The organism is Pirellulales bacterium (genome assembly GCA_036499395.1).
Lineage (GTDB): Bacteria > Planctomycetota > Planctomycetia > Pirellulales > JACPPG01 > JACPPG01.
Genome location: DASYDW010000123.1, coordinates 26,810 through 51,027 on the forward strand (window position 1 = coordinate 26,810; position 24,218 = coordinate 51,027).

At 61.5% G+C, this 24,218-nt stretch carries 25 protein-coding genes; 9 read left to right on the forward strand and 16 right to left on the reverse strand.

Features of this window, described 5'->3' with window-relative positions; translation table 11 throughout:
* The first annotated feature begins 10 nt into the window (after window positions 1-10).
* The 3 genes from VGN12_24160 to VGN12_24170 all read left to right on the forward strand — a co-directional run bounded on the left by VGN12_24160 (window position 11) and on the right by VGN12_24170 (window position 4,618).
* Entirely contained in the window at window positions 11-1,147 is a 1,137-nt protein-coding gene (locus VGN12_24160; GenBank protein HEY4312565.1) for a prenyltransferase/squalene oxidase repeat-containing protein, read from the forward strand.
* 41 nt (window positions 1,148-1,188) lie between these two features.
* Window positions 1,189-1,449 (forward strand): hypothetical protein, encoded by a 261-nt coding sequence (locus tag VGN12_24165; protein HEY4312566.1) that lies wholly within the window; start codon window positions 1,189-1,191, stop codon window positions 1,447-1,449.
* Between the two features lie 166 nt (window positions 1,450-1,615).
* Entirely contained in the window at window positions 1,616-4,618 is a 3,003-nt protein-coding gene (locus VGN12_24170) for a HEAT repeat domain-containing protein (protein ID HEY4312567.1), read from the forward strand.
* A gap of 5 nt (window positions 4,619-4,623) precedes the next feature.
* Here VGN12_24170 and VGN12_24175 read toward each other — a convergent pair whose 3' ends face one another.
* The 11 genes from VGN12_24175 to VGN12_24225 all read right to left on the reverse strand — a co-directional run bounded on the left by VGN12_24175 (window position 4,624) and on the right by VGN12_24225 (window position 9,937).
* A complete protein-coding gene (locus tag VGN12_24175) occupies window positions 4,624-4,791 on the reverse strand; it encodes a hypothetical protein (GenBank protein ID HEY4312568.1) in 168 nt (55 codons plus the stop codon).
* A gap of 383 nt (window positions 4,792-5,174) precedes the next feature.
* Window positions 5,175-5,324 (reverse strand): hypothetical protein, encoded by a 150-nt coding sequence (locus VGN12_24180; GenBank protein ID HEY4312569.1) that lies wholly within the window; start codon window positions 5,322-5,324, stop codon window positions 5,175-5,177.
* A gap of 52 nt (window positions 5,325-5,376) precedes the next feature.
* A complete protein-coding gene (locus VGN12_24185; GenBank protein ID HEY4312570.1) occupies window positions 5,377-5,598 on the reverse strand; it encodes a hypothetical protein in 222 nt (73 codons plus the stop codon).
* A 22-nt stretch (window positions 5,599-5,620) separates the two neighbouring features.
* Window positions 5,621-5,815: a hypothetical protein gene (locus VGN12_24190; protein HEY4312571.1), complete on the reverse strand. Its 195-nt coding sequence runs from the start codon at window positions 5,813-5,815 to the stop codon at window positions 5,621-5,623.
* A gap of 14 nt (window positions 5,816-5,829) precedes the next feature.
* Window positions 5,830-6,075: a PLD nuclease N-terminal domain-containing protein gene (locus VGN12_24195; protein ID HEY4312572.1), complete on the reverse strand. Its 246-nt coding sequence runs from the start codon at window positions 6,073-6,075 to the stop codon at window positions 5,830-5,832.
* A 42-nt stretch (window positions 6,076-6,117) separates the two neighbouring features.
* On the reverse strand, window positions 6,118-6,285 hold the full coding sequence (locus tag VGN12_24200; GenBank protein ID HEY4312573.1) for a hypothetical protein: 168 nt from the start codon (window positions 6,283-6,285) through the stop codon (window positions 6,118-6,120).
* A gap of 31 nt (window positions 6,286-6,316) precedes the next feature.
* Window positions 6,317-6,517, reverse strand: a complete 201-nt coding sequence (locus tag VGN12_24205) for a hypothetical protein (GenBank protein HEY4312574.1) — start codon at window positions 6,515-6,517, stop codon at window positions 6,317-6,319.
* A gap of 257 nt (window positions 6,518-6,774) precedes the next feature.
* Window positions 6,775-6,954, reverse strand: a complete 180-nt coding sequence (locus tag VGN12_24210; GenBank protein ID HEY4312575.1) for a hypothetical protein — start codon at window positions 6,952-6,954, stop codon at window positions 6,775-6,777.
* A gap of 205 nt (window positions 6,955-7,159) precedes the next feature.
* Complete coding sequence (gene dprA, locus VGN12_24215; protein HEY4312576.1) at window positions 7,160-8,311, reverse strand: DNA-processing protein DprA; 1,152 nt, start codon at window positions 8,309-8,311, stop codon at window positions 7,160-7,162.
* Between the two features lie 142 nt (window positions 8,312-8,453).
* Window positions 8,454-9,551, reverse strand: a complete 1,098-nt coding sequence (gene aroB / locus VGN12_24220) for a 3-dehydroquinate synthase (protein HEY4312577.1) — start codon at window positions 9,549-9,551, stop codon at window positions 8,454-8,456.
* Window positions 9,552-9,715: 164 nt separating this feature from the next.
* Window positions 9,716-9,937, reverse strand: a complete 222-nt coding sequence (locus VGN12_24225) for a hypothetical protein (GenBank protein HEY4312578.1) — start codon at window positions 9,935-9,937, stop codon at window positions 9,716-9,718.
* 209 nt (window positions 9,938-10,146) lie between these two features.
* Here VGN12_24225 and VGN12_24230 point away from each other — a divergent pair, with 209 nt between their 5' ends.
* Together VGN12_24230 and VGN12_24235 are read left to right on the forward strand one after the other, a co-directional pair.
* On the forward strand, window positions 10,147-11,349 hold the full coding sequence (locus VGN12_24230; protein ID HEY4312579.1) for a CaiB/BaiF CoA-transferase family protein: 1,203 nt from the start codon (window positions 10,147-10,149) through the stop codon (window positions 11,347-11,349).
* A complete protein-coding gene (locus tag VGN12_24235) occupies window positions 11,346-11,954 on the forward strand; it encodes a hypothetical protein (protein HEY4312580.1) in 609 nt (202 codons plus the stop codon). Before VGN12_24230 ends, VGN12_24235 begins: the two co-directional genes overlap by 4 nt.
* A 79-nt stretch (window positions 11,955-12,033) precedes the next feature.
* On the opposite strand, the gene VGN12_24240 is transcribed toward VGN12_24235, so the two are convergent.
* From VGN12_24240 to VGN12_24260, 5 genes are all read right to left on the reverse strand, one after another.
* On the reverse strand, window positions 12,034-12,624 hold the full coding sequence (locus VGN12_24240) for an HdeD family acid-resistance protein (GenBank protein HEY4312581.1): 591 nt from the start codon (window positions 12,622-12,624) through the stop codon (window positions 12,034-12,036).
* A gap of 293 nt (window positions 12,625-12,917) precedes the next feature.
* The gene (locus tag VGN12_24245; protein HEY4312582.1) at window positions 12,918-13,994 is read right to left on the reverse strand and encodes a GNAT family N-acetyltransferase; all 1,077 of its coding nucleotides are present in this window, start codon (window positions 13,992-13,994) and stop codon (window positions 12,918-12,920) included.
* A gap of 368 nt (window positions 13,995-14,362) precedes the next feature.
* Entirely contained in the window at window positions 14,363-14,812 is a 450-nt protein-coding gene (locus VGN12_24250; GenBank protein HEY4312583.1) for a hypothetical protein, read from the reverse strand.
* Window positions 14,813-14,957: 145 nt separating this feature from the next.
* Window positions 14,958-17,198, reverse strand: coding sequence for a M56 family metallopeptidase (locus VGN12_24255; GenBank protein HEY4312584.1), 2,241 nt, complete (start codon window positions 17,196-17,198; stop codon window positions 14,958-14,960).
* Window positions 17,195-17,578, reverse strand: a complete 384-nt coding sequence (locus VGN12_24260; GenBank protein ID HEY4312585.1) for a BlaI/MecI/CopY family transcriptional regulator — start codon at window positions 17,576-17,578, stop codon at window positions 17,195-17,197. The genes VGN12_24255 and VGN12_24260 overlap by 4 nt, the downstream gene beginning before the upstream one ends.
* Before the next feature lie 208 nt (window positions 17,579-17,786).
* Here VGN12_24260 and VGN12_24265 point away from each other — a divergent pair, with 208 nt between their 5' ends.
* From VGN12_24265 to VGN12_24280, 4 genes are all read left to right on the forward strand, one after another.
* Window positions 17,787-19,034 (forward strand): M20/M25/M40 family metallo-hydrolase, encoded by a 1,248-nt coding sequence (locus VGN12_24265; protein ID HEY4312586.1) that lies wholly within the window; start codon window positions 17,787-17,789, stop codon window positions 19,032-19,034.
* Between the two features lie 7 nt (window positions 19,035-19,041).
* Window positions 19,042-19,344 (forward strand): (2Fe-2S)-binding protein, encoded by a 303-nt coding sequence (locus VGN12_24270; GenBank protein HEY4312587.1) that lies wholly within the window; start codon window positions 19,042-19,044, stop codon window positions 19,342-19,344.
* Between the two features lie 392 nt (window positions 19,345-19,736).
* Window positions 19,737-22,199, forward strand: a complete 2,463-nt coding sequence (locus VGN12_24275; protein ID HEY4312588.1) for a PQQ-binding-like beta-propeller repeat protein — start codon at window positions 19,737-19,739, stop codon at window positions 22,197-22,199.
* Between the two features lie 118 nt (window positions 22,200-22,317).
* Window positions 22,318-24,114, forward strand: a complete 1,797-nt coding sequence (locus VGN12_24280; GenBank protein HEY4312589.1) for a PQQ-binding-like beta-propeller repeat protein — start codon at window positions 22,318-22,320, stop codon at window positions 24,112-24,114.
* Window positions 24,115-24,218 lie beyond the last annotated feature (104 nt).

The window sequence follows — 24,218 nt, forward strand, 5'->3', positions numbered from 1 at the left end:
GGAGACTGCCATGACGCCGGCCGCTTGTACCCTTCAAAAGACGATTCTCACCTCGATATTGGGCGTCGCACTATTAAGCGCTCCCCGTTACGCGTTCAGCTTTGACGACGCAACGTCGGGCGCGCGAGCCAAATCCTACGAGCAGGCCGTGCAAAAAGGAATTGACTATCTGCGCACCAAGGGGCAAGCCGAGGACGGGTCGTTCAGTGCCGCCGCGGGTCCGGGGCTCACGGCCATCGTCGCCACATCCGTCATGGCCAACGGACGCACGGTTGACGATCCGCTGGTCGCCAAGAGCTTGAAATACCTGGAAGGTTCCGTACAGCCGGACGGTGGGATCTATGCCCCGAAGTCGCGGCTGCGCAACTACGAGACTTGCCTGGGCGTGATGTGCTTCGCGGCCGCCAACCGCGATGGCCGATACGACAAGATACTGAAGAATGCCGACGCCTTCCTCAAGGGATTGCAATTCGGCGAAAACGACAATCGCCCCGCGTCTGATATTTCCTATGGCGGCGTCGGTTATGGCGGCGCCGAGCGACCGGACCTGTCGAACACGCATTTTCTGATGGAAGCCCTGGAAGCGGCCGGCGTCGGCGCGAACGACGAAGCGGTGCAGCGGGCTTTGGTTTTCGTTTCGCGCTGCCAGAATCTCGAATCGGCTGCCAACACAACGCAATTCGCCGCCAAGGTCCAGGACGGCGGTTTCTATTACACGCCGGCCGGATCGGGTAGCAGCCCCGCCGGAAAGACCGCCAACGGCGGACTGCGCAGCTATGGATCGATGAGCTACGCCGGGCTGAAAAGTATGATCTTTGCCGGATTGAAAGCCGACGATCCGCGCGTGAAGGCGGCCGTCAAATGGGCTCAAGATCATTACTCGGTCACCGAGAATCCGGGGCTCGGTGATGAAGGGCTTTATTACTACTACCATCTCTTCGGCAAGGCGCTCGCCGCGCTCGGCCAGGAAAAACTGGTCGACGCCGAGGGGCGCGCCCATGACTGGCGCGATGATCTGGTGACAGAGCTCGCCCGCCGCCAGCAGCCTGACGGATCGTGGACCAACACGAACACGCGCTGGCTCGAAGGGGACCCGAACCTGGTCACGGGCTACGCACTACTAACCCTGTCGTATTGCAAGCCGTAAGAACCCCGCACGCGGCTATACCGTTGCATCTCTTGTCTCGAATGCGACGTCACGGACGACAGTTTCTACACGAGCTGGCCCTGGGGGCGAGCGCCGGGCTCGCGCTGATAGCGATCGGAGCGCTCTTGCTCCCTGGACGCAGCACGGGAACGCCGGACAACTCGCCCATCGTGGCACCAGCGAGCGCGGATCCGTCGACGTCCGAGTATCTGATCCGCGCTTTGACCTCCGATCGGCAGGACCTCGACGAAGAGGCGGTCCGCACGGCCGTGGACTTCGTCGCCCGCTGTAACGGCAATTAGCAAGAATCTCGCCCTAGGAGAACGGCTGTGCCCAGTGTCCAGGCCCCTCCTGCCCAAAGCCTTTACGAGGCGAGAAACTCATTGTGCCCGTCCTTGAATCGTCGCAGAATAAAGCGATCGCCTTTGCGGTGGAGACGTTTTCGGACAGCGCACGGGGGTGGGGCAGATGTCAATTCGACGCACGCTTATCGTCGCGACATTGACCGTCGCGATCTTTTGCGAGGCTTGTGCCTTTGCAACATTCGCCCAGATGGCGGGTCGAGCCAACCGGAACGTCGCCGAACCGAAAACGGCCGACATCGTTAAGCGGCTCAAAAGCGGCAATGTCTCGGTGCGCAGGCGTGGGGCCGAAGACCTGATGGTAATCGGCGCGAAGGCCCAGGAGGTTCTGCCGTCGGTCCATACCGCCCTGACCGATCCGGATGTCGAAGTACGCGTTGCCGCGGCCTTGTGCTTGGAGCAGATCGATCCGACGAATCCCGGCATCGTGCCGGCGCTCGCCGGCGCGATCGATCAGGGCTGCATCGCAAACTTGAGTCCCGCTGTGCAAGTGCTCGTCAAACGCGAACCCGATCGTTCGGATGCACTTGTCCGGCAGCTCATAAAGCTGGTCGATAGCAACGATCGAGGCATGCGCTCAGCCGCGATGAAAAGTCTTGGGGAGCTCGGCCCGAAGGCTCAGGCTGCCGTGCCCGCACTTATTAAACAACTGCAATCCAATGAGCACCCCTACAAGTTAAACGCGAGCCAGGCACTCATTGGCATCGGCAGTAGGGACGCGGTGCCGGCGTTGCTCGCGGCGCTACAGTCCCAGGACCCGTTTGTGCGCGGCAACGCAGGCATTGGGCTATTGGAAATCGTTCCGGTTTCGCGTGAGGTGGGACAGGCCGTCCTCGAAATGATGAAATCCACCGCGCTCGAGTCTTCCGGCCAGTCCACCGAGTCCATGATCCTCAAAGTCCATGCCGCGGTTCCCACCACGGTCGATCAACTCGCTGCCCTGCTCTCGGACGCCAACGTACTCGTTCGCTTCCGCGCGGTGAACATGCTTTCGCATTTGAAACTCGAGGCGAAATCTGCCGTGCCGGCGCTAATGCCTTTGATGAAGGATCCGAACGCGTACATACGCGGTGCCACCGCCCGAGCAATAGCTGTCACGGGACAGCCCTACTCGCAGGAGTTCGTCGACTCGTTGTTAGCCAATCTTAAAGACAAAGATAATAGCTCGAAGCTCCTGGCGATCGAATACCTGGCAGCGGTCCGAGAGCGGCCCGAGGTGCAGTCCGCACTGATCGCGGCGCTGTTGGCCGAGCATGATGCGGACGCAACCGCGGCACTGCTGGATGCCTTGGACGCCGAGCGGCTTTACCAGTGGCTTCAGGGCCATGACCTAGCGCTGCGCAAAAAAGCGGTCGATATTTGCGTGAACCCATTCCTGAAGGTCGAGCCCGCCGAAAGAGTCTGCCTGGCCTTGCTGCCGCTGCTGGCCGATGATGACGCGACTGTCCGTCAATTGGTGATTCAGGCCCTGGGGCACACGGCCCATGCCCCCGTTCCGGACACCGATCCGGATTCTCCTTTTTTCGAACCTAAGAAGCCGGCTGACGCCGTCGAGGAAGATCGCGGCTGGGTCACGTCGCGGCTTGTTCCTCCGCTGATCCAATTCCTGACGGATGCCGACGCCGCGACCCGCGGACAAGCTGCGCGATCGCTCGGCCTGCTGGGCGCGGCCGCGAAAAGCGCGACGCCGCAGATCATCAAGCTTCTGGCGGACGAATCTCCCGACGTCCGTAGGCGCGCCGTCGTGGCGCTGGGTGATTTCGGGCCCGGGGCGAAGGCGGCCGCCAGGGCGATCGCGCACTTGATCGAACAAAGCCACGACAGCGACCTACGTGCCGATGCCGCCGACGCGCTTGACAAGATCAACGCCCCTGGACCGGAGGTCGTCCGTGCGTTGCTCGTTGCGCTCGCGGATAACGCTCCCGCCACGCGCCGCGCGGCAGCCGAAGCACTGGCCATGGCCGGTCCCGCGAAGGATGTTGCCGGCCCGCTCATCAAGGCTTTGGAAGATACCGACGATCGGGTGCAGGAAAGCGCTGCCGAAGCGCTCGGCAAGCTCGACATTCACGATGTGTCGGAGGTAATCCTGCCACTGGTCGAGGCTCTGCCTGGGCAAGCGAACGATAAGGCAGCGATCGCCTTGGTTCGAATCGGCAAGAATAATCCGATTGTGGAAAAGTACTTGATCGATGCGCTGGAAACCAACGACCGAGATACCGTCCAATCGGCACTCGGCGTTCTCGAAGAGATTGGCACCAAGAATGCCACGGCCGGTCTGCTGCGCCTGCTTGGCAACTACGAGGATCACGGCTTCGATGACTCGATAGCTTCCGGGGTGCAAAGCGTGCTGGACAGCATCGGCCCCGAAGCTGCCGAGGTGGTATCCGCGTTTTTGGATCTGAATCTGGATCAGTCCGAATGGAATTCGCGCAGCGAACTGTGGGGAGAATTGCTGCGCGAGATAGGGCCTGATGCCGTCGACCAGTTGGCCTTGGCCCTGCGCGATGCAAACTCGCGTCGGCGGCTGATGGCCGCCTGGGCGCTGGGTGTTTGTGGTCCGTATACCACGCGGGCGGTGTCGGCCCTTGTGCCGGTAACGCACGACACGGATCGCAAATGTCGGTTGGCGTCGATCGCGGCGCTGGGCGTGGCGGGGCACGATTCGGACGAAGCGATAACAGCTCTGGTCGATCTACTGGCGAGGGCCAAAGGAAAGTACGAAGGCGAACTTGCTGATGCCGAGGATGATTACACGGCAACCGTGTTCGCGCTGCGCGACATCGGCCCGAGGACCGTCCCAGCGCTAGTGACCGCCCTGCGCTCGAAGAACGGTCGCATCGCATCGGGCGCCGCTCACGCGCTTGGGGAAATGTCCGGCGATGCGTTCGACGCACTTCCGGAAGTGGAAAGGATGCTGCACGATCCCGACGAAGGTGTCCGCGCGTCGGCCAGGCAAGTCTTACAGCACCTGGCAGAGAGATCCAGGCACAACGATCCCGTCTTTGGCGAAGAAGAATCCGGTCGCCGGGTACGTGAAGTCCGCGAAGGCGCCAGACGCCTGCTCAATGAGGTCGACACGAACCAAAAGCCTCAGCGTAAGGGTCGCTAAGTGCGTCACGCCCGTGCCACGCGATTGCCGCGCAGTCGGCGCACCAGGCGGCGCATTTCCAGGCCGCTCAGCGTGGCCAGCACCTGCGGTGTGGGGAGCGCGCTTGCGGCGACCACCTGGCCGACGGTCGTCGGCTCGGCGCTGACAGCGTCCAACACTTGGGTACTGGTCATCTAGTAGTGGGACGAAAAAAAGTTTCGCTACTCAGTGGGCATTTTGCCAGCAGCCGCGATCAGGAGGCCGACCACGAATACTATGAAACCCGCGCCCTGGACCGTGAACGGACTTGGCAGGCGCCTCCGAAGCGGCCAGTAACCCATTGCCATTATGCCAATGGTTTCGAGAAGCAAACCGACCACGGCAATAACAATTCCAGCGGCTGTAAGTAAGGTCATGTTGCCGCTCGCTCGATCAGTCCTTGACCGTCCAGACCTTATCCGCCAGCCCGCTTGCCATCGCTGGCGAATTGCCCTTCAAGGCTTCGTGCTTCCTGGCGAAATTATACCAAGCTACGAAGATCGCCTGCATGCCCGTGTGATGCGTTAAACTCGTCCCGTCACGCCCGCGCCACTCGATTGCCCCCCAGTCGGCGCACCAGGCGGCGCATTTCCAGGACGCTCAGCGTGGCCAGCACCTGGGGGGTAGGGAGCGCGCTGGTGGCGACCACCAGGTCGATGGTCGTCGCTTCGGCGCTGACGGCATCCAGTACTTGGGTACTGGTTACCTAAGTAGTGGGACGAAAAAAATCTCTGCGGCCGCTAGCTTGGTTGATCTTCGCGAGGCGGCTCATTCGGTTCGCGGTCATTTTTCTTTTGGTAGAACCATATCAACCAAGCGGCGCATGCGGCCAGCATGGCTTCAATAACGATTCCCCAGAACAGCTGCCAACCCCGTCCGACTTTAATAAAAAAGAACACGACTACGAATAGCATTGCGAAGCAAAAAGCCAGACCGAGTCCGTTTAAAAACCGCTTCAGCATGGCCTGCATCCCGCGTGCTTTATTAGTTCCTTGATCGTCCAACGTACTTAGGCCCGCGACACTCGATTGCCCCCCCCAGCCGACGCACCAGACGGCGCATCTCTAGCACGCTCAGCGTGGCCAGCACCTGCGGCGTGGGGAGCGTACTGGTGGCGACTACCCGGTCGATCGTCGTCGGCTCGGCGGTTACCGCGTCCAACACTTGGGTATTGGTCACCTAGTAGGTCGAAATTATTTTTTGAGCGGCGGGTGGTCATGTTTGGGATTTCGACCGAAGATCAAATAAATGATCGCACCAATGAAGTTGAAGAAGATGATGACGAGTACCCAAGTAAGCCTTTCGATATCCCGTAGCCTTTTATTTGTCAGGCAATGGACGAGAGCCGCAATCCAACAGACCGCGAGTGGAATGCCCGCCACCATGAACCAGTCGACATCAACGATAATTCTTGAAGGTTCGATTGTCGTTTCTCCCATTTAAGCGTAACTGTCTATGCTGCCGTCGGCAAAGTGATCTACTCACGCCCGCGACACACGATTGCCGCCCAGTCGGCGCACCAGGCGGCGCATTTCCAGGACGCTCAGCGTGGCCAGTACTTGCGGTGTGGGGAGCGCGCTGGTGGCGACGACCTGGTCGATCGTCGTCGGTTCGGCGGTCACGGCGTCCAGCACTTGGGTACTGGTCACCTAAGTAGTGGGACGAATTATTTTAGTTCTGTTAGCCGTGGCTCACGAAGATGACAATCAGGGTTAGGACGACACCCAGCAGAAGCACGCCCCCATACAAGACCATCTTCATCCCCTTAAGGAACACCAAATGGCGCTTTTCCGCCAATTGGTGTTGTTGTTGAACGTAAGCGAACTGTTCCTTCTGCTGGGCAAGTATTTGTCGAAGCAGTTCCGCATGTTCGTCGGTCATCTGGCGCTTTTCCTGCTTCTTGGTACTGATGAGTTAAGTGGTGGGGCGAAAAAATCTGGTAGTGGGTCAGTCTAATCCCGAGGGCGGCGCGACAACCATCTCCACCATCCCAGCACGAAAATCGATAGGCCAAAAAGAATGACGAAGTACCCCTTGAAATAGAGGTATCGGTCGCCTGCCATCAAGATGCCGATAAACGTGATCATCACGCCCAGGGTGCGCATCCCCCCATGATACCCGGCGAGACGGGCGAGCCACTACGCTGCCGCCCGCTCAATCAATTCCTTAATCGTCCAAGCCTTATCGGCCAAGCCGCTCGCCATCGCCGGGGTCGCGCCTTTCAGCGTCTCGTGCTTCCGAGCGAAATTGTACCACGCGACGAAGATGGCTTGCATGGCCGTATGGTGCGTCAGGCTCTTGCTGTGAGCGTTCGTCAAGCGGGTGAACCTTCTGAGCGACATGCGGACAGTTAGGTTTAGCCGCTTGATGTGCGAAGTAACTATCCGGGTTGCCCATGATCGGTAGCCGTTCGGTGCTCACTGTATTAGTGAGCGGATAGCGGGTTTGCAAAAATCATTGTGGTGGCCAGACGATGCCTCAACGGGCCAGCGTGGAACTTCGAGCCGAGGCGAAGTAACGTCGCTAGACCCGCGACACGCGATTGCCGCCCAGCCGGCGCACGAGGCGGCGCATTTCCAGGACGCTCAGCGTCGCCAGCACTTGTGGCGTAGGGAGCGCGCTGGTGGCGACCACCTGGTCGATCGTCGTCGGTTCGGCCGTAACGGCGTCCAGCACTTGGCGCTCCAGGTCGTTGAGCAAAAGCTCCGCCGGATGATGCACGCTTTTTCCGGCGGCATCCGATGTGGCTTCGACCAGCGGACCGAGTTCTTCCAGCACGTCGTCGGCCGTTTCGACAAGCTTCGCACCGTCGCGAATCAGCCGATGGCAACCGTGCGATACGCGGCTGTCGACGCGCCCCGGCACGGCGAAAATGTCGCGCCCCTGTTCCGTGGCATGCCGGGCCGTGATCAGGGCGCCGGACTGAATCGACGCCTCGACGACGATGACGCCCAGCGACATGCCGCTGATCAGTCGATTGCGTTGCGGGAACGCGCCGCTCGTGGGCTGAGTTCGCGGAGGAGCTTCGCTCAGCAAACATCCGGCGGCGGCGACTTCGTCCGCTAGCGACACATGCTCGGGCGGATAGATGTTCGAAAGCCCGCTGCCGAGCACGGCAATCGTTCGTCCTCCGGCGGCCAGCGCGCCGCGATGCGCCGCGGCATCGACGCCGCGTGCCAGCCCGCTGACGATCGTCAGTCCCGCGCGCGCCAGGCTGCCGGCCAGCCGCTCGGCCTGCGCGATGCCGTATTGCGTAGCATGCCGAGAACCGACGATGGCAATCGCCAACGAATCGCGCGCCTCGATCATGCCACGCCCAAAAATGATCGGAGGGGGATCGTGAATCTCGCGCAGCAGGCGTGGGTAGCCGGCCGATTGCGGCGTCAGCACCGAAATACCCGCCTGCCGGCATTGTTCGATTTCACGTTCGACGGCGTCACGCGCCGGAGCCCGTGCGATCGCCTGGCTGACTTTCGTGCCCACGCCTGGCACCTCGCGCAGGTCACTCGGCGCTGCTGCCAAGACCGCCGCGGCCGAGCCGAAACGAGCCAGCAGGGCCATCGTCAGCCTCGGTCCGACGCCGGGCACCATGGCCAATCGCAGGGCCGAGATCAAATCGGCCTCAGCCCCCTGCGACGTGATTAAGTCGCTCGCGCGCTCGACTGCTTCGCTCAAGATTCAGGTGCCCCCGAAGTCGTTGCAGGCTATTGCTGATGCCGGCACCGAATCAACGGCCGGCACAAATAGCGTAACCTCACGATCGAGGCGTCGAAAGCAGGGCGCGACGGGGGTTTGCGAATGCGTGTGTCGGCCGAATCTACGACGATTCGAGCGCCGCGCGGACATCCAGTTCGGGAATGCCACCCACGAGTTCCACGTGACCCATGCGCGTGGGAAGAACGAATCGCAGCTTGCCGCTGGCTGCTTTCTTGTCCCGCGCCATGACGGCCAGAACTTCCCGCGACTCCAGATGTGGCGTCGCGGTCGGCAATCCCAGTTGCAGCAGCAAGTCATGCTGCCGGCGGACGAACTCGCTATCCACGCGTTTTAGCCTTTCAGCCAGCCGGGCGGCGCACGTCATACCAATCGACACGGCCTCGCCATGCAGAAGCTGGCCGTAACCGGTCAATGTCTCGAATGCGTGACAAAACGTATGGCCGTAATTCAGCACGGCCCGCAGACCGGTCTCTTCGCGCTCGTCCTTCGAGACGACGTCGGCCTTCAACTGGCAGCTTCGCGCCACGACATGCCGCAGCACGTTATCCTGCCGGGCGCGCAGCTCGGCGACATGCTCTTCCAGGTAACGAAAGAATTCTTCGTCCAGGATGACGCCATATTTCACGACTTCGGCCAGACCCGCCCGATATTCGCGCTCGGGCAATGTCGCTAATACCGCGGTGTCGATCAGCACGCCGCGCGGTTGCCAAAAGGCGCCGACCATGTTCTTGGCGCCTGGCAAATTGATGCCGACCTTGCCCCCTACCGAGCTGTCCACCTGCGCCAACAGAGTGGTGGGCATTTGCAGAAACGCCAGGCCGCGGGCGAACGTGGCGGCGATGAAACCGGCAAGGTCTCCGACGACCCCGCCCCCGACGGCGACAACTACCGTGCGGCGATCGGCGCCGATTTCGAGTAGTTTTTGCCACAACACGTCCGCCGTTTCGACGCACTTGGCGGTCTCGCCCGGCTCGATCGACAAAATATCGACGTCGGCGTGCTGGGCCAGGCTCTCGGCCACCCGCCGAGCGTGACGTTCGACGACGTTGTCGTCGGTTACTAGCGCGATATGCGAGGCACCACCGCGGTCATCGAGAAAGCGTCCCGCCTCGACCAGGTTGCCGGTGCCGATTTCGATCGTGTAGCCGCGCTCGGCAAGCGCGACTTCGACAATGGTTGTCGCCTGACTCACGCTCATGTTCCGTGATAAAGGACGCCCGCTGTGCCTTGCCGCCATGGCCCCCCGCAAGAATCCCCCTAGAGCCGGCGTACTGTACCACTGTAGAAAGAGCGCACGGCGCTGCCCAGTGGTTTGCGCAAGGAAGTCGCGGTCATCCCCGCAGTGGGGGTTTGCCGCCCGGCTTACTTCACCCGGTCGACGTCGGCGGGCGTAACCGTGATCTGGCGGCAGAAGCCCGTATGCATGCGGAGGTAGTCCATTTCGGCGGCCGCTTGCGGCGCCGCATGAAGCTTCTCAGCAAGCTGGTCGCGCAAAGCGGGTTCCCAGGTGTCGTACTCGTCGGGCCAGATCGTGCTGGTCTCGACCACCAGGGCTTCGCGATAAGGGTCGAAAGCGTTGGCCATAGTTATGCCGATCGATCGATAAAACCGAGGACGCTGTCCCCGGCTCCCCTAGTGGCCGGGACGTGCGTCAGTAGTATACTTCCCACTCTATGCCTGGCTAGTGGCGGACATGCGCGGCTCAAGGGACGCCCCGACAGGCCGCAAGTCGCGGAAAGCTCTCAGCTCAAGTTCCCGCACCGGCGTGGCAAAAACGACAGCAAGCTATGCCCATGAGCGGATACCCTCTGGCCGGACTGAAGGTGCTGGACCTGTCGCGGGTTTTGGCCGGACCGGTGGCGACCCAAATCTTGGCCGACCTGGGGGCCGACGTCGTCAAAGTCGAGCGACCGGGGAGCGGCGATGATACCCGGCAATGGGGTCCTCCTTTTCTGGGGGGCGATGGACCGAGCGCCTATTTTCTTTCCTGCAATCGCGGCAAGCGATCGTTGGCGCTCGATCTGAAGCATCCGGCCGCGCGCGAGATTGTCGACCGATTGATCGGCGTGGCCGACGTCCTGGTCGAGAACTTTCTGCCCGACGCGCTGTCGCGCTACGGTTTGACGCCAGAGCGGCTGGCGACGTTAAATCCCCGGCTGGTGAGTTGCTCGATATCAGGTTTCGGTCGTACCGGCCCACTGGCAGATGTGGCCGGCTATGACCTGGTGACGCAGGCCGGCACTGGCTTGATGTCGATCACAGGCGAGCCCGCCGGCCCACCACTAAAGGTCGGCGTCGCCATGAGCGACATTCTCACGGGGCTGTACACCGTCATTAGCGCACTGGCCGGATTGCATGGCCGTGGACGGGACGGACTCGGCGGCGCGTTCGATTTATCGCTCGCCGACTGCACGCTGGCCAGCCTGGTGAACGTCGTGCAAAGCGCACTCGTGACAGGCGAGCGCCCGCAGCGGTGGGGCAACGCTCATCCGCAGATCGTGCCGTACGAATCGTTCGAGACGGCCGATGGATTCCTGGTGATTGCCGTCGGCAACGACGACCAATGGCGCAAAATGTGCGCGGCGATCGAGCACGACGATTGGGCGCAGGACGTTCGTTTTCGGACCAATGCCGATCGGGTGCGTCATCGAAGCGAATTGCTCGGCCTGTTACGGCCCGTCGTGCGGCAGCGCACCCGGCGTCATTGGCAGGAGTTGCTGTCGACGATCGGCGTGCCGCACGGCTCGGTGCTGGCCGTGGACGAGGCGCTCGCGACGCCGCAGGTCGCCGCGCGAGAAATGATTCTGCCTGTGGTCGACGATCAGGGACGCAGCTACTCGGTGATCGGCAGCGCGATCCATTACCAGGGCGAGCCGCCGCGCACGGCCCAAGCTCCGCCAGAGCTGGGACAGCATACCGACGAGGTGTTGCGCCAGTGGCTAACTCTGGACGATGTCCGGATTTCACAACTGCGCGAGCAAGGCGTCATTGCATGAACACGATTCCCGACATGCCCACGGCCGACGATTATGGCCCGCCGGACGAATCCTCTTTGGTGCAGGGCAAATGGGTCATCTTGGGCATCGTGGGAATATCAGTAGCCGCGTCGGTGATCAGTTGGATCTATTACGCGCGTCTGCAGGAGCGGCCACTCGCATTGTGGGGGAGCCAGGCGGCGGAGTTGATTCTGCGTGCCCCCGAAGCGCGTGCCTATCGCGTGATGCCGCTCCCGACTGAAGGGGCCGCCTCGCCCGAGGCTTCGCCGCGGAGCGCCCTCATGATCGACGGGCAATCGTTCGTTGCGATTGACGAGCGCGACGTCAGTCACGCCAACGGGTTTTCGCACATTCGCAACAGCCTGATCCACGATCGCAGCTTCGCTTGGGACGAACCGCCGTGCGATGTTTCGCCTGCCTGGAGCTACGTGATCGAATTCACCGATGGCAAAGACCGAGTGGCCGTGGCCTTGGCGTTCGACTGCCCCCGGGCGACGATGCTCGATACGGATCGTGTGATTTCGATCCGCCCGGTGGCCAAGGCCATCGAGGATTTTCTGCGTGCGCAGTTCCCACAAAACGACAATGCCGCCCCAGCGAAATAGGGGGCGGCATTGTCTCGATTCGGGAGCTTGAGTCGCCGTCTTGATTTTGCAGCGGCGTGAACGAACGCACGCGGGCGATTTAGACGCTCTCTTGACCGGCCGGCAGGCTGCGCAGTCCAAGGCTGAGCATGACCCACATCCAACCGTTGAACAGCATGTCAATGCCGATGAACAGGCCGATCACGAACAGGCCCGAACTCGGCCACTCGGCCAACACCAGCAAACCGAGGAGCGCCGTGATGACGCCATTCAGCAGAATCCAGCCCCAGTGGTGCAACCGCAATGTCATCGCGGCGACGACACGAAAGATGCCGCCGATCAGGAAGAACGACCCCACCAAAAGCGTCAACGCTTCGGCGCCGACAAACGGTCGGGCCACCATCATGCCACCGACAACGACGTACAGGATGCCGGCCAACAGCGACAACAGAAACCCGCTCCAATGACCGGCCCAAAACGAGCTGACGATCTGAGCGCCGCCGCCGATGACCAAGAGCAGGCCGAAGAAGGTCACGACAGCCAACGTGGCGAAGATCGAGTAGCCGATCGCCAACGTTCCGCCGACGATCAACAGAATGCCCAATAGCAGGAACCAATACCATTCGTGCCGCAGCTTCTCGAGTTCGTGGCCCGTGGCGGGAAGGGGACCACCGGAAAACGGCGTGGACATGGCATACCTCGCTTGTTTTGAGAAATGACCTTGATGCGCCCACGGCTCAGGCTGGCAGCCGCGCCCTCAGTTTATCGAAGCGTGCAGCGGGCGACTCGTGTAATAGCAATGCAACTTCGCTCGTAGGATATATAGGCCGGCGCACGAGGTGCGGCAAACGAAGCGAGTTGCGCCATCGGTCAGCGAAGAACGGCGAGCCGTGGGATCGTCCCAACCCGCAAAATCGGTCGGGGGTAGGCACCATCGGTCGGACGCTGGCATCGGCCACGGGGCTCGCACTCGGGAAGCACGCGTCAGCCCATTTCCAGCCAGCCCTGCACGCCGCGCACCAGGCGCGCCGATGCGCGAGCGGTCGACGCCAGTCGCGACTCGCGCACCCAATCCTTGGTGTGCCACCAGCTCTGGCGAATATTCGCGACCAATGAGTTCGAGTCGACCGTTCCCTCGTAAACGTGCGTGGCGTCGGTCATGAATCGTCGCTTATAGCCTTCCGGACCCTTGCCGAGATCGACGCGCTTGATGCCCAGTCCTTCGGCGGCCTTGAATAACTCCATCAGCAGCTGCATGCCTGGCGAGTAGGAATACAACTCACGATCGAACGCGGTGAACCAGCCGTGCAAATTCGGACCGGACCGCAACGTATAGGCGATCGCGGCGATGCGGTTGCCGGCGTACAAGACCGACAATAGCGATGCGAATTCGTCGGTCTGATATTCCAGCAGCAAGTCCAACAGCTCGCAGACCCAGGGCGAAGCGAAGATATTCCGCTCGCGCGTCCGGTCGTACTGGGCGCCTTTCCACTCGAAGAGCTTGTACAGAATCTTGCGGCTATCTACGTGCGACTCGAAGCGCACTTCGCCCAGGTCGCGCGACATCTTCCGCTGCTGCCGCTCTAATTCGGTCAGGCGTTTGCGCTCGACGCGCAGGCGGCGGCAATAGCCCTCGAAACCGTCTGACAGGTCCGCGTAGGGAGATTCCCAAGCGCGCCAAACGTAGGGTTCTAATCCCGCGTGCGGACGCAGCAAATGATCGAACTGCCACGAGCGAAGACCGCAGGCCCGCACGATCGACAAGGGATCGATTTCGGCCTCGGGGCGCGCGATCAGCGCCTGAAAGTTCGCCAGCCATCCGCCGGCGGGGCGAGCCCCGTTCCATGGCATGCGACGAAACGGCAAGAATGCCGCCGGCTCGCCGTTGTGCTCGACGACTGCCACTTCGATATCATTTCGCACAGCCGCCAGGGCCTGCACGAATTCTGGCCGCAAATAAGGGCTCTGTAGCAGTCCGCATTCGCTAAGAATGCGCGACCACGCGCCTGTTTGATCACCACTGAGGTCCCGTGCAGGGACCGCGCAAATCGACGACGTCATGAAGGCATCCGCGCATGTCAACATTTTTGAATGCCCCCCGAACCGCCGTGTTTCGCGCATCGAATTTCAGGTGAGCACAGCGTGTGCGTGTCGAGCGCTGCGTGCTCATGCGCTACTTATCAGCTATCGCGAATCCTAGTTCGAAAACGTGCGCGTCGCGCTGAAAAATTCGCGGTATTTCACGACATTGCTCGAGTGCAATATTGCGTATGCACTTAGATGCAATTTCCAGGAAAACCCAGGTATTTTCACACCCCGATTACGTGGTAAGCCATTCGGCATACTCGCCCGTACAATCGTTATTCGCCCTGAAAGAATTGTTAAGGGCGCGAAGCTTTTTAGAAGTCGTTCGGTGCGTTGCCGGAAGCCTAGCTACGTGCGCGTGTCGCGAGAATCTCTGTCAAACGACGGGCCAGCGCACCGCAACCAAGAGCCGCTTCGAACTCTTCGACAGTCGCATAGATTTCATCACTGAGAAATCGCACCGTCCAATTCAACGCCAGCGGGCTGATCGTAATCACAGCGCGACCGTTGCGATACGCTTGCCACATCTCGATCGCCGTACCCATCGAAGCCTGTGGTACGAAGGCCAGTAAAACATCGGCCTCGGCGGCCATTTGATTGTGATGAAAGAACACCTCGCGTCCGCGGTGATCGTCGTACTCCAGCGAGTCCGCATGATCGGCCAGCGGGTCGTAGACCTCGGCATCGAGAATATGTTCGACGATCAAGCTCTTGATCCGCGCGCGGTAATCCTGATTGTGCAACAGTGGTCCTAAGTGCGACCCCTGCATGATTCCGGCCAGAAAGAATCGCATGGAGAATAATGCCAAAGCAGGACATAGGCCGCGCGCGCGATCGTCGACACGACAATCACGCCGAGACTCTCTAACTCGCCAGCGACTCAGCATAGAGAGCGCTGACTTGCTGGCAAGACACGTCCGCGGTCGGGCTCCGGGCGCATCATTCGGTCGGATCCAGGAGCCATGTGCTGGAGAGGCCGAGAGCCTTGGCAAATTCATGCGGATCCCAAGTTACTTCAGCCGTTGCATGGACAAAGTGCGCTTCGCTGCCGTCAACACTGGGCTGGACCTTCACACTGGAAAAGAACTGCAGAATGCGCTTTTGGTAGGGAGCCATGGCGTCGCCTCCTTCGAGCACGAGCCCAGGCCAGAACGAGAGAAGCGTCATCGAGGCGAGATGGATCTCGCGCACGCTGTCGGCATCCTCGCAGGTGGCGCGCACGCGCACTCCCGTACGATTGCCTAGGTCGGTCCAATCGGCCCCAAGTGCCACGAACTTCGTCTTGCGAGCGAGCGGTTCGATGAGCTCTGGATGGTCCTCCCGCGCCGCGGCTAATTCGGGCCATCCCACGGCACTGTTGTCGAACAGCACGGTCACGAGACCGCCGTCGACCGCGCGCCAGGCACTTGCCCAGGGGCACGGGTTCGGCGTGTCGTCGAAGAATTTGCGCAGCAGCTTTTCCTCATCGCCGGGTTCCTGTGGATCAGGTATCGTACCGACGCGATAAATGAGTGTGCGAGGGTCGGGGGTACGCATGCGCAACGGGGCGGGCCCAAACGCAGGAAGCGAAGGGAATTGCACGTACGGCTTCCCCTCGAAATGTTCCAAGGTCGTGCCCGGTATTTCGTCGAGCACGACCTGTCGCCAGTTGCCGAAATGCGCTGTACGAATCACGATTCGGTTCGAGCCCAACGTGAGCTCACCATTTCGCATGGGATCTCTTGAGGGGCGTGCCTTGATTATCAGGTCACCGGCGATCCACTCGATCTCGCGAATGTCGAACGTGGCAGCGGCCTCGCCAATCAGGTCTCGCAGCCAGACACGCAGCCAGCCGTTAATCGACTCAACATGTGGTTGAACCTCGGGGTGGCGAAGAAAGTCGCCGACGCGAATCAGGAATCCGCCCGAGGATCCGAGCCCGATTACCGTGGGATTAAAATCCGCGCGCTCGAATAGCGATTGCTCGGTGCCAGGTGCGCCACCAGCGATCGTCGCCGCGTTTTCCGTGGATATCGGTTGAACCGCTTTGCCGATCGTCGCCGCCGACTGAGCGCGGTCGTCGGCTGTCGCGGCGCCACGAAGAAACGCCGTAACAATTGCGATGGCAACGACGCAGCCTGACACCGCCAAGGAGACGCGTCCTGCTCCTTGTTCATCGGCCGTGGCCTGTTTAACACGCAGCATTTCCAGCCTCCTTGCTAGAAAGTCCGAAGAACGGGGCATGATCGAAACGTTCGACCAGCTGCGCTCGTCGATGATTGATTCGTGATACCGTAGCGCCAGGCGAGCCAAGCCGCGCGTGTAGGCTTGCGCATCGTCGACCAGGTCGCGTGCGAGTTGATCCGCGGCATACTCCTGATCCGCGGCCAGTCGCCTGGCCACACTTCTCACCAGCGGATGATAAAAATGAATCGCCACGCCGATAAAAGTCGCCACGCGGCGCGCGTAATCACCTCGATGAACATGGGCCACCTCGTGGGCCAGCACGGCGGCAAGTTCTTCTTGGGACCACTCTACCCAGTCACTCGGCAGTAGTATGACAGGGCGCAACCAGCCGAACGCACTGGCGCTGACCTGCTGCGCCGTGGCGCGTACCTCGATCTTCTGACGGCAGCCACAGCGATTCGCCAATTCGCGGAGCAGGACCGTTATGGACTCGTCCGTAACGAGCGAACTCGTGCGGCGCAGTCGCGCCACGAAACGGACGGCCAACATCAGCCGCAGCAGACCAAAGACCGAACCGCCTGCCAGGATCGTGACGGCCGCCACACGCGCACGATGCGAGAATGGCACGGATCGAGTCGCCGTGCGCTCAATACGCCGCAGCCACGCCAAGGGAACCTGCACGCTCGTTTCGGCAGCGTCGGCTGGAACGCCGGACGACTGTGTCGCCTCTCTCTCGGCATCGATTGCCACGCGATCTTCTACGTCCGTCTTATCGGCGCGCCGAGCGGACGACAGATCGCTTGCCAACGATAAACCACTTTCCGGCCAAACACCGGGAATCGGCGCAAACGCCAGGGCCGTCACGATCAGGATGCAAACCAGGCCGACGAGGCCGATCGTCACGCGACCGGCGGCCAACCGGCGAGGAAAGCAGAATCGCGCCACGATCGTGGCTGCCGCAACAATCGACGCATGAATCGACCCGAGCAGAATCGCCAAACCAAGAGTGCTCATGGGCCCTGCTCCTCGAGAATGTCCCGCAGCAGCGCCCGCTCTTTGACGGTTAATCGCCGGCGCTTCAGCACGTTAAGCAGCAACTGCTCGCGCGAGCCCTGAAAGACGCGCCGCAGCAGGTCGCCGACGAGGTTATGCGACACTTCTTCGAACGACCTGGTTGCCCGGTACGCGTAGGGTCGCTCGTCATTAGTGAGTTCGAGGAAGCCCTTCTCGAACAGAGTTCGCGTCAAATTGGCGACGGTCACGTAAGCGAGATCCAATCCATCGGCCGCCAACCGGTCGCGTGCCGTGGTGGCGGTCGCTTCGCCGTGCTGCCAGAAAACCTGCATCACCTGCAGCTCGCGATCGGTCAATTCCTTTGCGGGCGGACGTGCCATGCAGAGATCCTTATTTGGTTATCCAAATTTCATTAACCAAATACCACTTCGGTAAGCGCACCGTCAAGGGGAGTTTGAGGATAGATTCTCGCGGTCACGGTGTTCCCACCTGGCGCAACGCTCGCCAATCGGTACGATGGATGTTGTCGGGAGCCGATTTGTCCGTCGTCGCTGGGCATGCTCCCTCAAGGTCCAAAGGTCTTCCCTCATGAGCACCGCGCGTTCTAAATCCCGTTCCACCGGTCGAACTCCTGGTATCGTTAAACCGGTTCTGCCGGCGACCGCGGAACCTGATGCGCGCGCCGCGCAAAAACTGGTGCTGGCGCTGATGGCCATTCCCGGGCGCAGCGGCGAGGAGGGGCTGGTCCGGCAGTTCATCATCGATCAGTTGCGCGCCGCTGGTGCGCCGGCCTCGGCGATTCGCGGCGATCAGGCCCATCGCCATACGCCGCTGAAAGGCGAGGTCGGTAACCTGGTGTTGCGCCTTCCCGGCACGATTCGCGGGCCGCGACGGTTGCTGATGGCCCACATGGACACAGTACCGCTGTGCGCCGGCGCAAAGCCGGTCGTCAAAGGGGAACGAGTCTACTCCGCGGTCAAGCAAACCGGATTAGGTGCCGACGATCGGGCGGGCTGCGCCGTGATCCTCACGGCGGCCACCGAGATACTGCGACGCAAACTGCCGCATCCGCCATTGGCTTTCATGTGGGCCGTGCAGGAAGAGGTCGGGCTGTTCGGCGCGCGGCATGCGAATCTGGCGCTGCTAGGCCAGCCGAAACTGGCTTTCAACTGGGATGGTGGATCGGCCGAAAAACTAACGGTCGGCGCGACTGGCGCTTATCGTTTGGAAATCACGATCGACGGTATCGCCAGCCACGCCGGCGGTGCGCCGGAACAAGGCGTCAGCGCGATCGCGATTGCCGGTCTGGCGATTGCCGAACTACAGCGCGGCGGCTGGCTGGGGGACGTCCGCAAGGGAAACAATCGCGGCACGAGCAATATCGGCGTCATTCATGGCGGCGCGGCGACGAATGTCGTGACCGATCGCGTCGATCTCAAGGCCGAAGCACGCAGCCATGATCCCGTCTTTCGCCGTGCGATTCGTGACGCGATCATCGACGCCTTCAAGAAGGCGGCCGGCGAGGTCCGCAGCGTCACCGGCGCCGCAGGCAAAGCCACGTGTGAACACCGTCAGGACTACGAATCGTTCCGCTTGCCAGAAGGCGATCCATCGATCGCGGCCGCGGCAACCGCCGTGGCAGCGACGGGGGGCAAGCCGTTTCATTTTGTCTCGAACGGTGGGCTCGATGCCAATTGGCTCACCGCGCGCGGCATACCCACTGTCACGCTGGGATGCGGCCAACTGAACGCCCACATGGTGACCGGGCAGTTGGACCTGGCCGAGTTCCGCCGCGCGTGTCGCATTGCGTTACGATTGGCCACGGCCAGCGAGTAAACGGCTTATGGAACTCGACGACGAAGTTTGCCTCTGCTTTCACGTCACGAAGCGCAAGCTGGCGAACTTCGTGCGCATTGAGAAGCCGCGCCGCGCCGGTCAGATGAGCGAATGCTTTGGCGCCGGAACCGGCTGCGGCTGGTGCCGCGCCTATCTGGAACGCATGTTCAAGGCCGCGGCCGCCGGTGGCGTCACCACGGAAGTCGACCCCACGCCCGACGAATACGCGCGTGCCAGGGCCGGGTACATTCGCAAAGGGGGTGGCACACCACCGCCCGGCGCGACGCCGATCGACGAAGCGAGCGCGTAGCGAACTTCCGCCTCGGCCGCACGGATCGCGTCGCGATCCCCCCCGCTGTCGTGTGCCACGAGAGCGGGTGTTTTCGTCCATAGGCCATCTGGCATAGCCGAGTATTGCGCGACCTCGCAACATCTTCGTTGATCAGAACTTGGTGAGCCAAGGCGGGCATGATTCTGTCGTCGCATCAACCTCGGCACGCGCGTCTAACGTATGGTTTGCGCGCCTCTAGGGCCGCTTGCCGGGGGGGGCGCGGTGCCTTATCCTTTAAGTGGCTACGATTCTGACGCGTACGCGTCCTGGGATGTCGCACCCGAATGCAAGGATCATGCGACGTCAGCGGGCCGCACCCGCGATCCAGCCCGCCCCGATCCGGACCACCCGGCCTCTTGTGAGCCTTCCCAATGCGATCCAGCGTATTCGCCAGACTGTTGACCTGCGTTGCCGCCCTCGGCCTGATTGCGACCGCTGCGACGGACGCAGGCGCACAAGCAACGCCGAAAGCCAAGGCGAAAGCCGCGGCGGCCGCCGCGCCTGCCAAAGCCAAGCCCGCGACACCAACCGCAGCCGTTAAGAACGAGCCGGGTAAGTCGGCCCCGGCCCTGAAAAAGATCGACCCGCTCGATTGGCCGAACTGGCGTGGCCCCGAGCAAAACGGCATCTCTCGTGAGACCGGTTTGCCCGACACCTGGGACCCCAAGTCCGGCAAGAACCTACTCTGGCAGAACCCGGAGTTGCGGACGCGCAGCACTCCGATCGTGATGCATGGCAAGCTCTACACTTTGGCCAGCAGCGATCCAGGCACGCACGGCGAAGGCGAAAAGGTCATCTGCGCTGACGCCGTCACGGGTAAAGTTCTGTGGGAAAACAAATTCAACGTCTACCTGTCCGACGTGCCTGACACGCGCGTCGCCTGGAGCTGTTGCGCCGGCGACCCCACCACCGGACGCGTCTACGCGATGGGCGTCTGCGGCTATATGCAATGCCTCGACGGGGACACGGGCAAGACGATCTGGTCCCGCTCGCTCAGCGAAGAATTCGGCCTGCTCAGCACCTACGGCGGTCGTACGAACGTGCCGGTCGTCTTCGACGACCTGGTCATCATCAGCGCCGTGACCACCGGCTGGGGCGAGCTGGCGCGTCCGATGCATCGCTTCATGGCGTTCAACAAAGCGACGGGCGAGCTGGTGTGGATCAACGGCACTCGTCCTCTGCCCGACGATACGACTTACAGCACGCCGTTCTTGACGGTGGTCGAGGGGCAGCCGCTGATGGTCTTCGGCTCGGGCGATGGTTCGGTGTGGGCCTTCCAGCCGCGTACCGGCAAACCGGTATGGTCGTTTCGATTCTCGCTGCGCGGCCTGAACGTCTCGCCGCTCGTCGAAAACAATATCGTCTACATGGGGCAAAGCGAAGAGAACCGCGAGGATAGCACGATGGGGGCCTTCGGCGCGTATAGTGCCGTCGGCACCGGCGATATCACGGCCTCGAACGAAAAGTGGCGCCGCAAGGAAATCATGGTGGGCCGGAGCTCGCCGCTATTACTAAACGGACGCATTTACGCTCTGGACGATTCGAATATCGTCTATGTCCTGGACGCCGCGACCGGCGCAGACGTCGGCAAGAAGCAGCGCCTGCTGGGCACCATCACCCGGGCCAGTCCGGTTTTCGCCGACGGCAAAATCTTCGCCTGTACGACCAGCGCCTGGCACGTTCTGCAGCCGACGGCAGACGGCGTGAAGATCGCGCAGCGTACACGTTTCCCGAACGTGGAAGAGATCTACGGTTCGGTAGCCGTTTCGCACGGCCGGATTTACCTGCCGACCACGACCGCGATGTATTGCATTGGCAACGCAGATGCGAAGCCCATGTCCGATCCTCCTCCTGCGCCGCCGGCCGAAGCGGTACTGACCGACACGACCCCCGCTCAATTGCAAGTTGTGCCGGCAGAGGCGCTGGTCAAACCGGGCGAGAAGGTCGTGTTCAAGACGCGACTGTTCAATGCCCTGGGGCAATTGATCAAAGAGAGTGACGCGACCTATTCGGTACAGGGGCCGGCCGAGATCGACCAAAAGGGAGAGCTCACGACGAAGCCGATCGACGGTCACGCCGCCGCGATTGTCACGGCCAAGGTGGGCGAATTGACGGGCACAGCCCGCGTGCGGATCGAACCGCCGCTACCGTGGAAGTTCGATTTCGAGGATGGCCAGGTGCCGGTCACGTGGGTCGGGGCGCGGGTGCGTCACGTGCCGCGTGATCTCGACGGCGAGCACGTGATGGCCAAGATCACGACGGTTCCCAAGGGCACGCGCAGTCAGGCCTGGATGGGCCCGACGAATCTGCACGACTACACGATTCAGGCCGACGTCCGCGGCAGCATTGCCTTTGTCAATGTGCCGGCCGCTGGCCTGGCCGCCAATCGCGATGGGGCCGACAAGGAAAAGGACGAGGCGGGCACCGCCGCCGCCAAGCCGGCAGATGGCAAGCCGGCCGAGGGCGAGAAAGACGGGAAGATGCCCGACATCGGCCTGATCGCGCAGCGCTACACGCTAGACCTGATGGGTGCCAGCCAGCAGGTGCAAATTCGTAGCTGGACGGCCGTGCTCGACCGCTTTTCGAAATCGGTTCCCTTCGAATGGAAGCCCGACGTCTGGTACACGATGAAGTTCCAGGCGAACGTCGTCGACGGCAAGGCCGTACTCAAGGGGAAGGTCTGGCCGCGTGGTGAAGGCGAGCCGACGGCCTGGACCATTGAGGCCGAGGACGACGCGCCGAACCTCGAAGGAAGCCCCGGCTTGTTCGGTAACGCCAGCAACGCCGAGCTGTTCTACGACAACATCACGGTCACGCCGTCGCCGGCAAAATAGGCATTTTCCGTGTTCGCACGACTTGAGAGTTGATCGAAAACTAGACTTTACAACCCGTCGCCAGATGCCGTTGGGCAAAACTTGGCAACGTGGTCATTCTTTGCGAGATAACACGATCATGAAATCCTTGCGTATCGGGGCATTGCTGGTTCTGGTCGGGGCTGTCGGTTTCGTGGCCCAAAAGGAGCTATCGGCCCAACAAGCCAAGAAAGCTCAGGCCAAGGCTCCCGCCGCGAAGGCGGTCCCGCAACCCGTGACAAAGACCGCGGCCAAGCCGGCTGACAAAGCGGACGCGAAGCCCGCCGATAAAGCCAAGTCGAACGAGCCCGAAGTCAGCAATCGCTGGTGGAATCAATGGGCCGGCTCCTCGACGCGCAACAACACTCCGGTCGGCAAGAACATTCCCGCGGAGTTTGATCCGGGTCAGTTCGATGCCAAGACCGGCGAGTGGAAAAAGGAAACCAGCAAGAACATCAAGTGGGTCGCCAAACTCGGCTCGCAGAGCTACGGCAACCCGGTCGTGGCCGACGGCAAGATCTGGGTCGGCACCAATAACGGCGCCGGCTGGTTAAAGCGTTATCCGGCAGAGACCGACCTGGGCTGCCTGCTGTGCTTCAACGAAGCGGATGGCAAATTCCTCTGGCAGCACTCCAGCGAGAAGCTCCCCACGGGGCGTGTCCACGACTGGCCGCTGCAAGGGATCTGCTGTGCGCCGTATGTCGAAGGCAAGCGATTGTGGTTCGTGACTAGCCGCGGCGAAGTGCTCTGCCTGGACACCGAAGGCTTCCTGGACGGCAAGAACAACGGTCCGTTCACTTCGGAAACGAACACCGAGAAGGACGAGGCCGACGTCATCTGGTCGTTGAACATGATGACGCAGCTCGGCGTGTCGCAACACAACATGTGCAGTTGCTCAATCACGGCCACGGGGGACATCCTGTGGGTTTGCACCTCGAACGGTGTCGACGAATCGCACGTCAACCTACCCGCGCCGCAAGCGCCCAGTTTCCTGGCCGTCGACAAGAACACGGGCAAGGTGCTGTGGGCCGACAGCTCGCCCGGCATGAACATCCTGCATGGCCAATGGTCGAGCCCGACGTATGCCGTGCTGGGGGGCGTGCCGCAGGTGATGTTCGCCGGCGGTGACGGCTACCTGTACAGCTTTCTGGGCGAGGCCACGCCCGGCGGCAAGGCCGAGATGTTATGGAAGTTCGACGCCAACCCGAAGGAATCGAAATACATCCTCGGCGGACGCGGCACACGCAACGAAATCATCGCCACACCGGTCGTTTACAAGGACAAGGTCTACCTGGCTGTAGGGCAAGACCCCGAACATGGCGAAGGCCCTGGGCATCTGTGGTGCATCGATCCGACCAAGCGTGGCGACGTGAGCTCGGAATTGGCCTTCAACGTGAAGGACCTGAGCAAGCCGATCCCGCACAAGCGGTTGCAGGCCGTCGACGCAACCCAGGGCGAGGTCGCCCGACCGAATCCGAACTCGGCCGTAGTCTGGCACTATGCCGATTTCGATCAGAACGGCAACGGTAAAGCCGAATTCGAAGAGACGATGCACCGCACCTGCGGCAGTGTCGTGATTAAGGACGACCTGCTATACCTCTCCGATTTCAGCGGCCTGTTCCATTGCTTGAACGCCATTACCGGCAAGCCGTATTGGACGCACGACTTGTTTGCTGCGACCTGGGGCTCGGCCCTGATCGTGGATGGCAAGGTGTTCATCGGCGATGAAGAAGGCAAGGTCACGGTGTTCAAGCTGGGAGAGGAAAAAGATATCCTGGCCGAAAACAACATGGGCAATTCGGTGTACAGCACGCCGGTCGTGGCGAATGACATCCTGTACATCGCCAATAAGACACACCTCTTCGCAATCGAAAACTTGGAAGGCAAAGATAAGTAGACGCCCCGTGGGGAGTCTTTTCGGAAGAGCGATCCGCAGATGGACGCAGATTTGAAGAAGTAGTTGGCGTTCCTTCGTATTCGTCTGCGAAATCTTTGCAATCT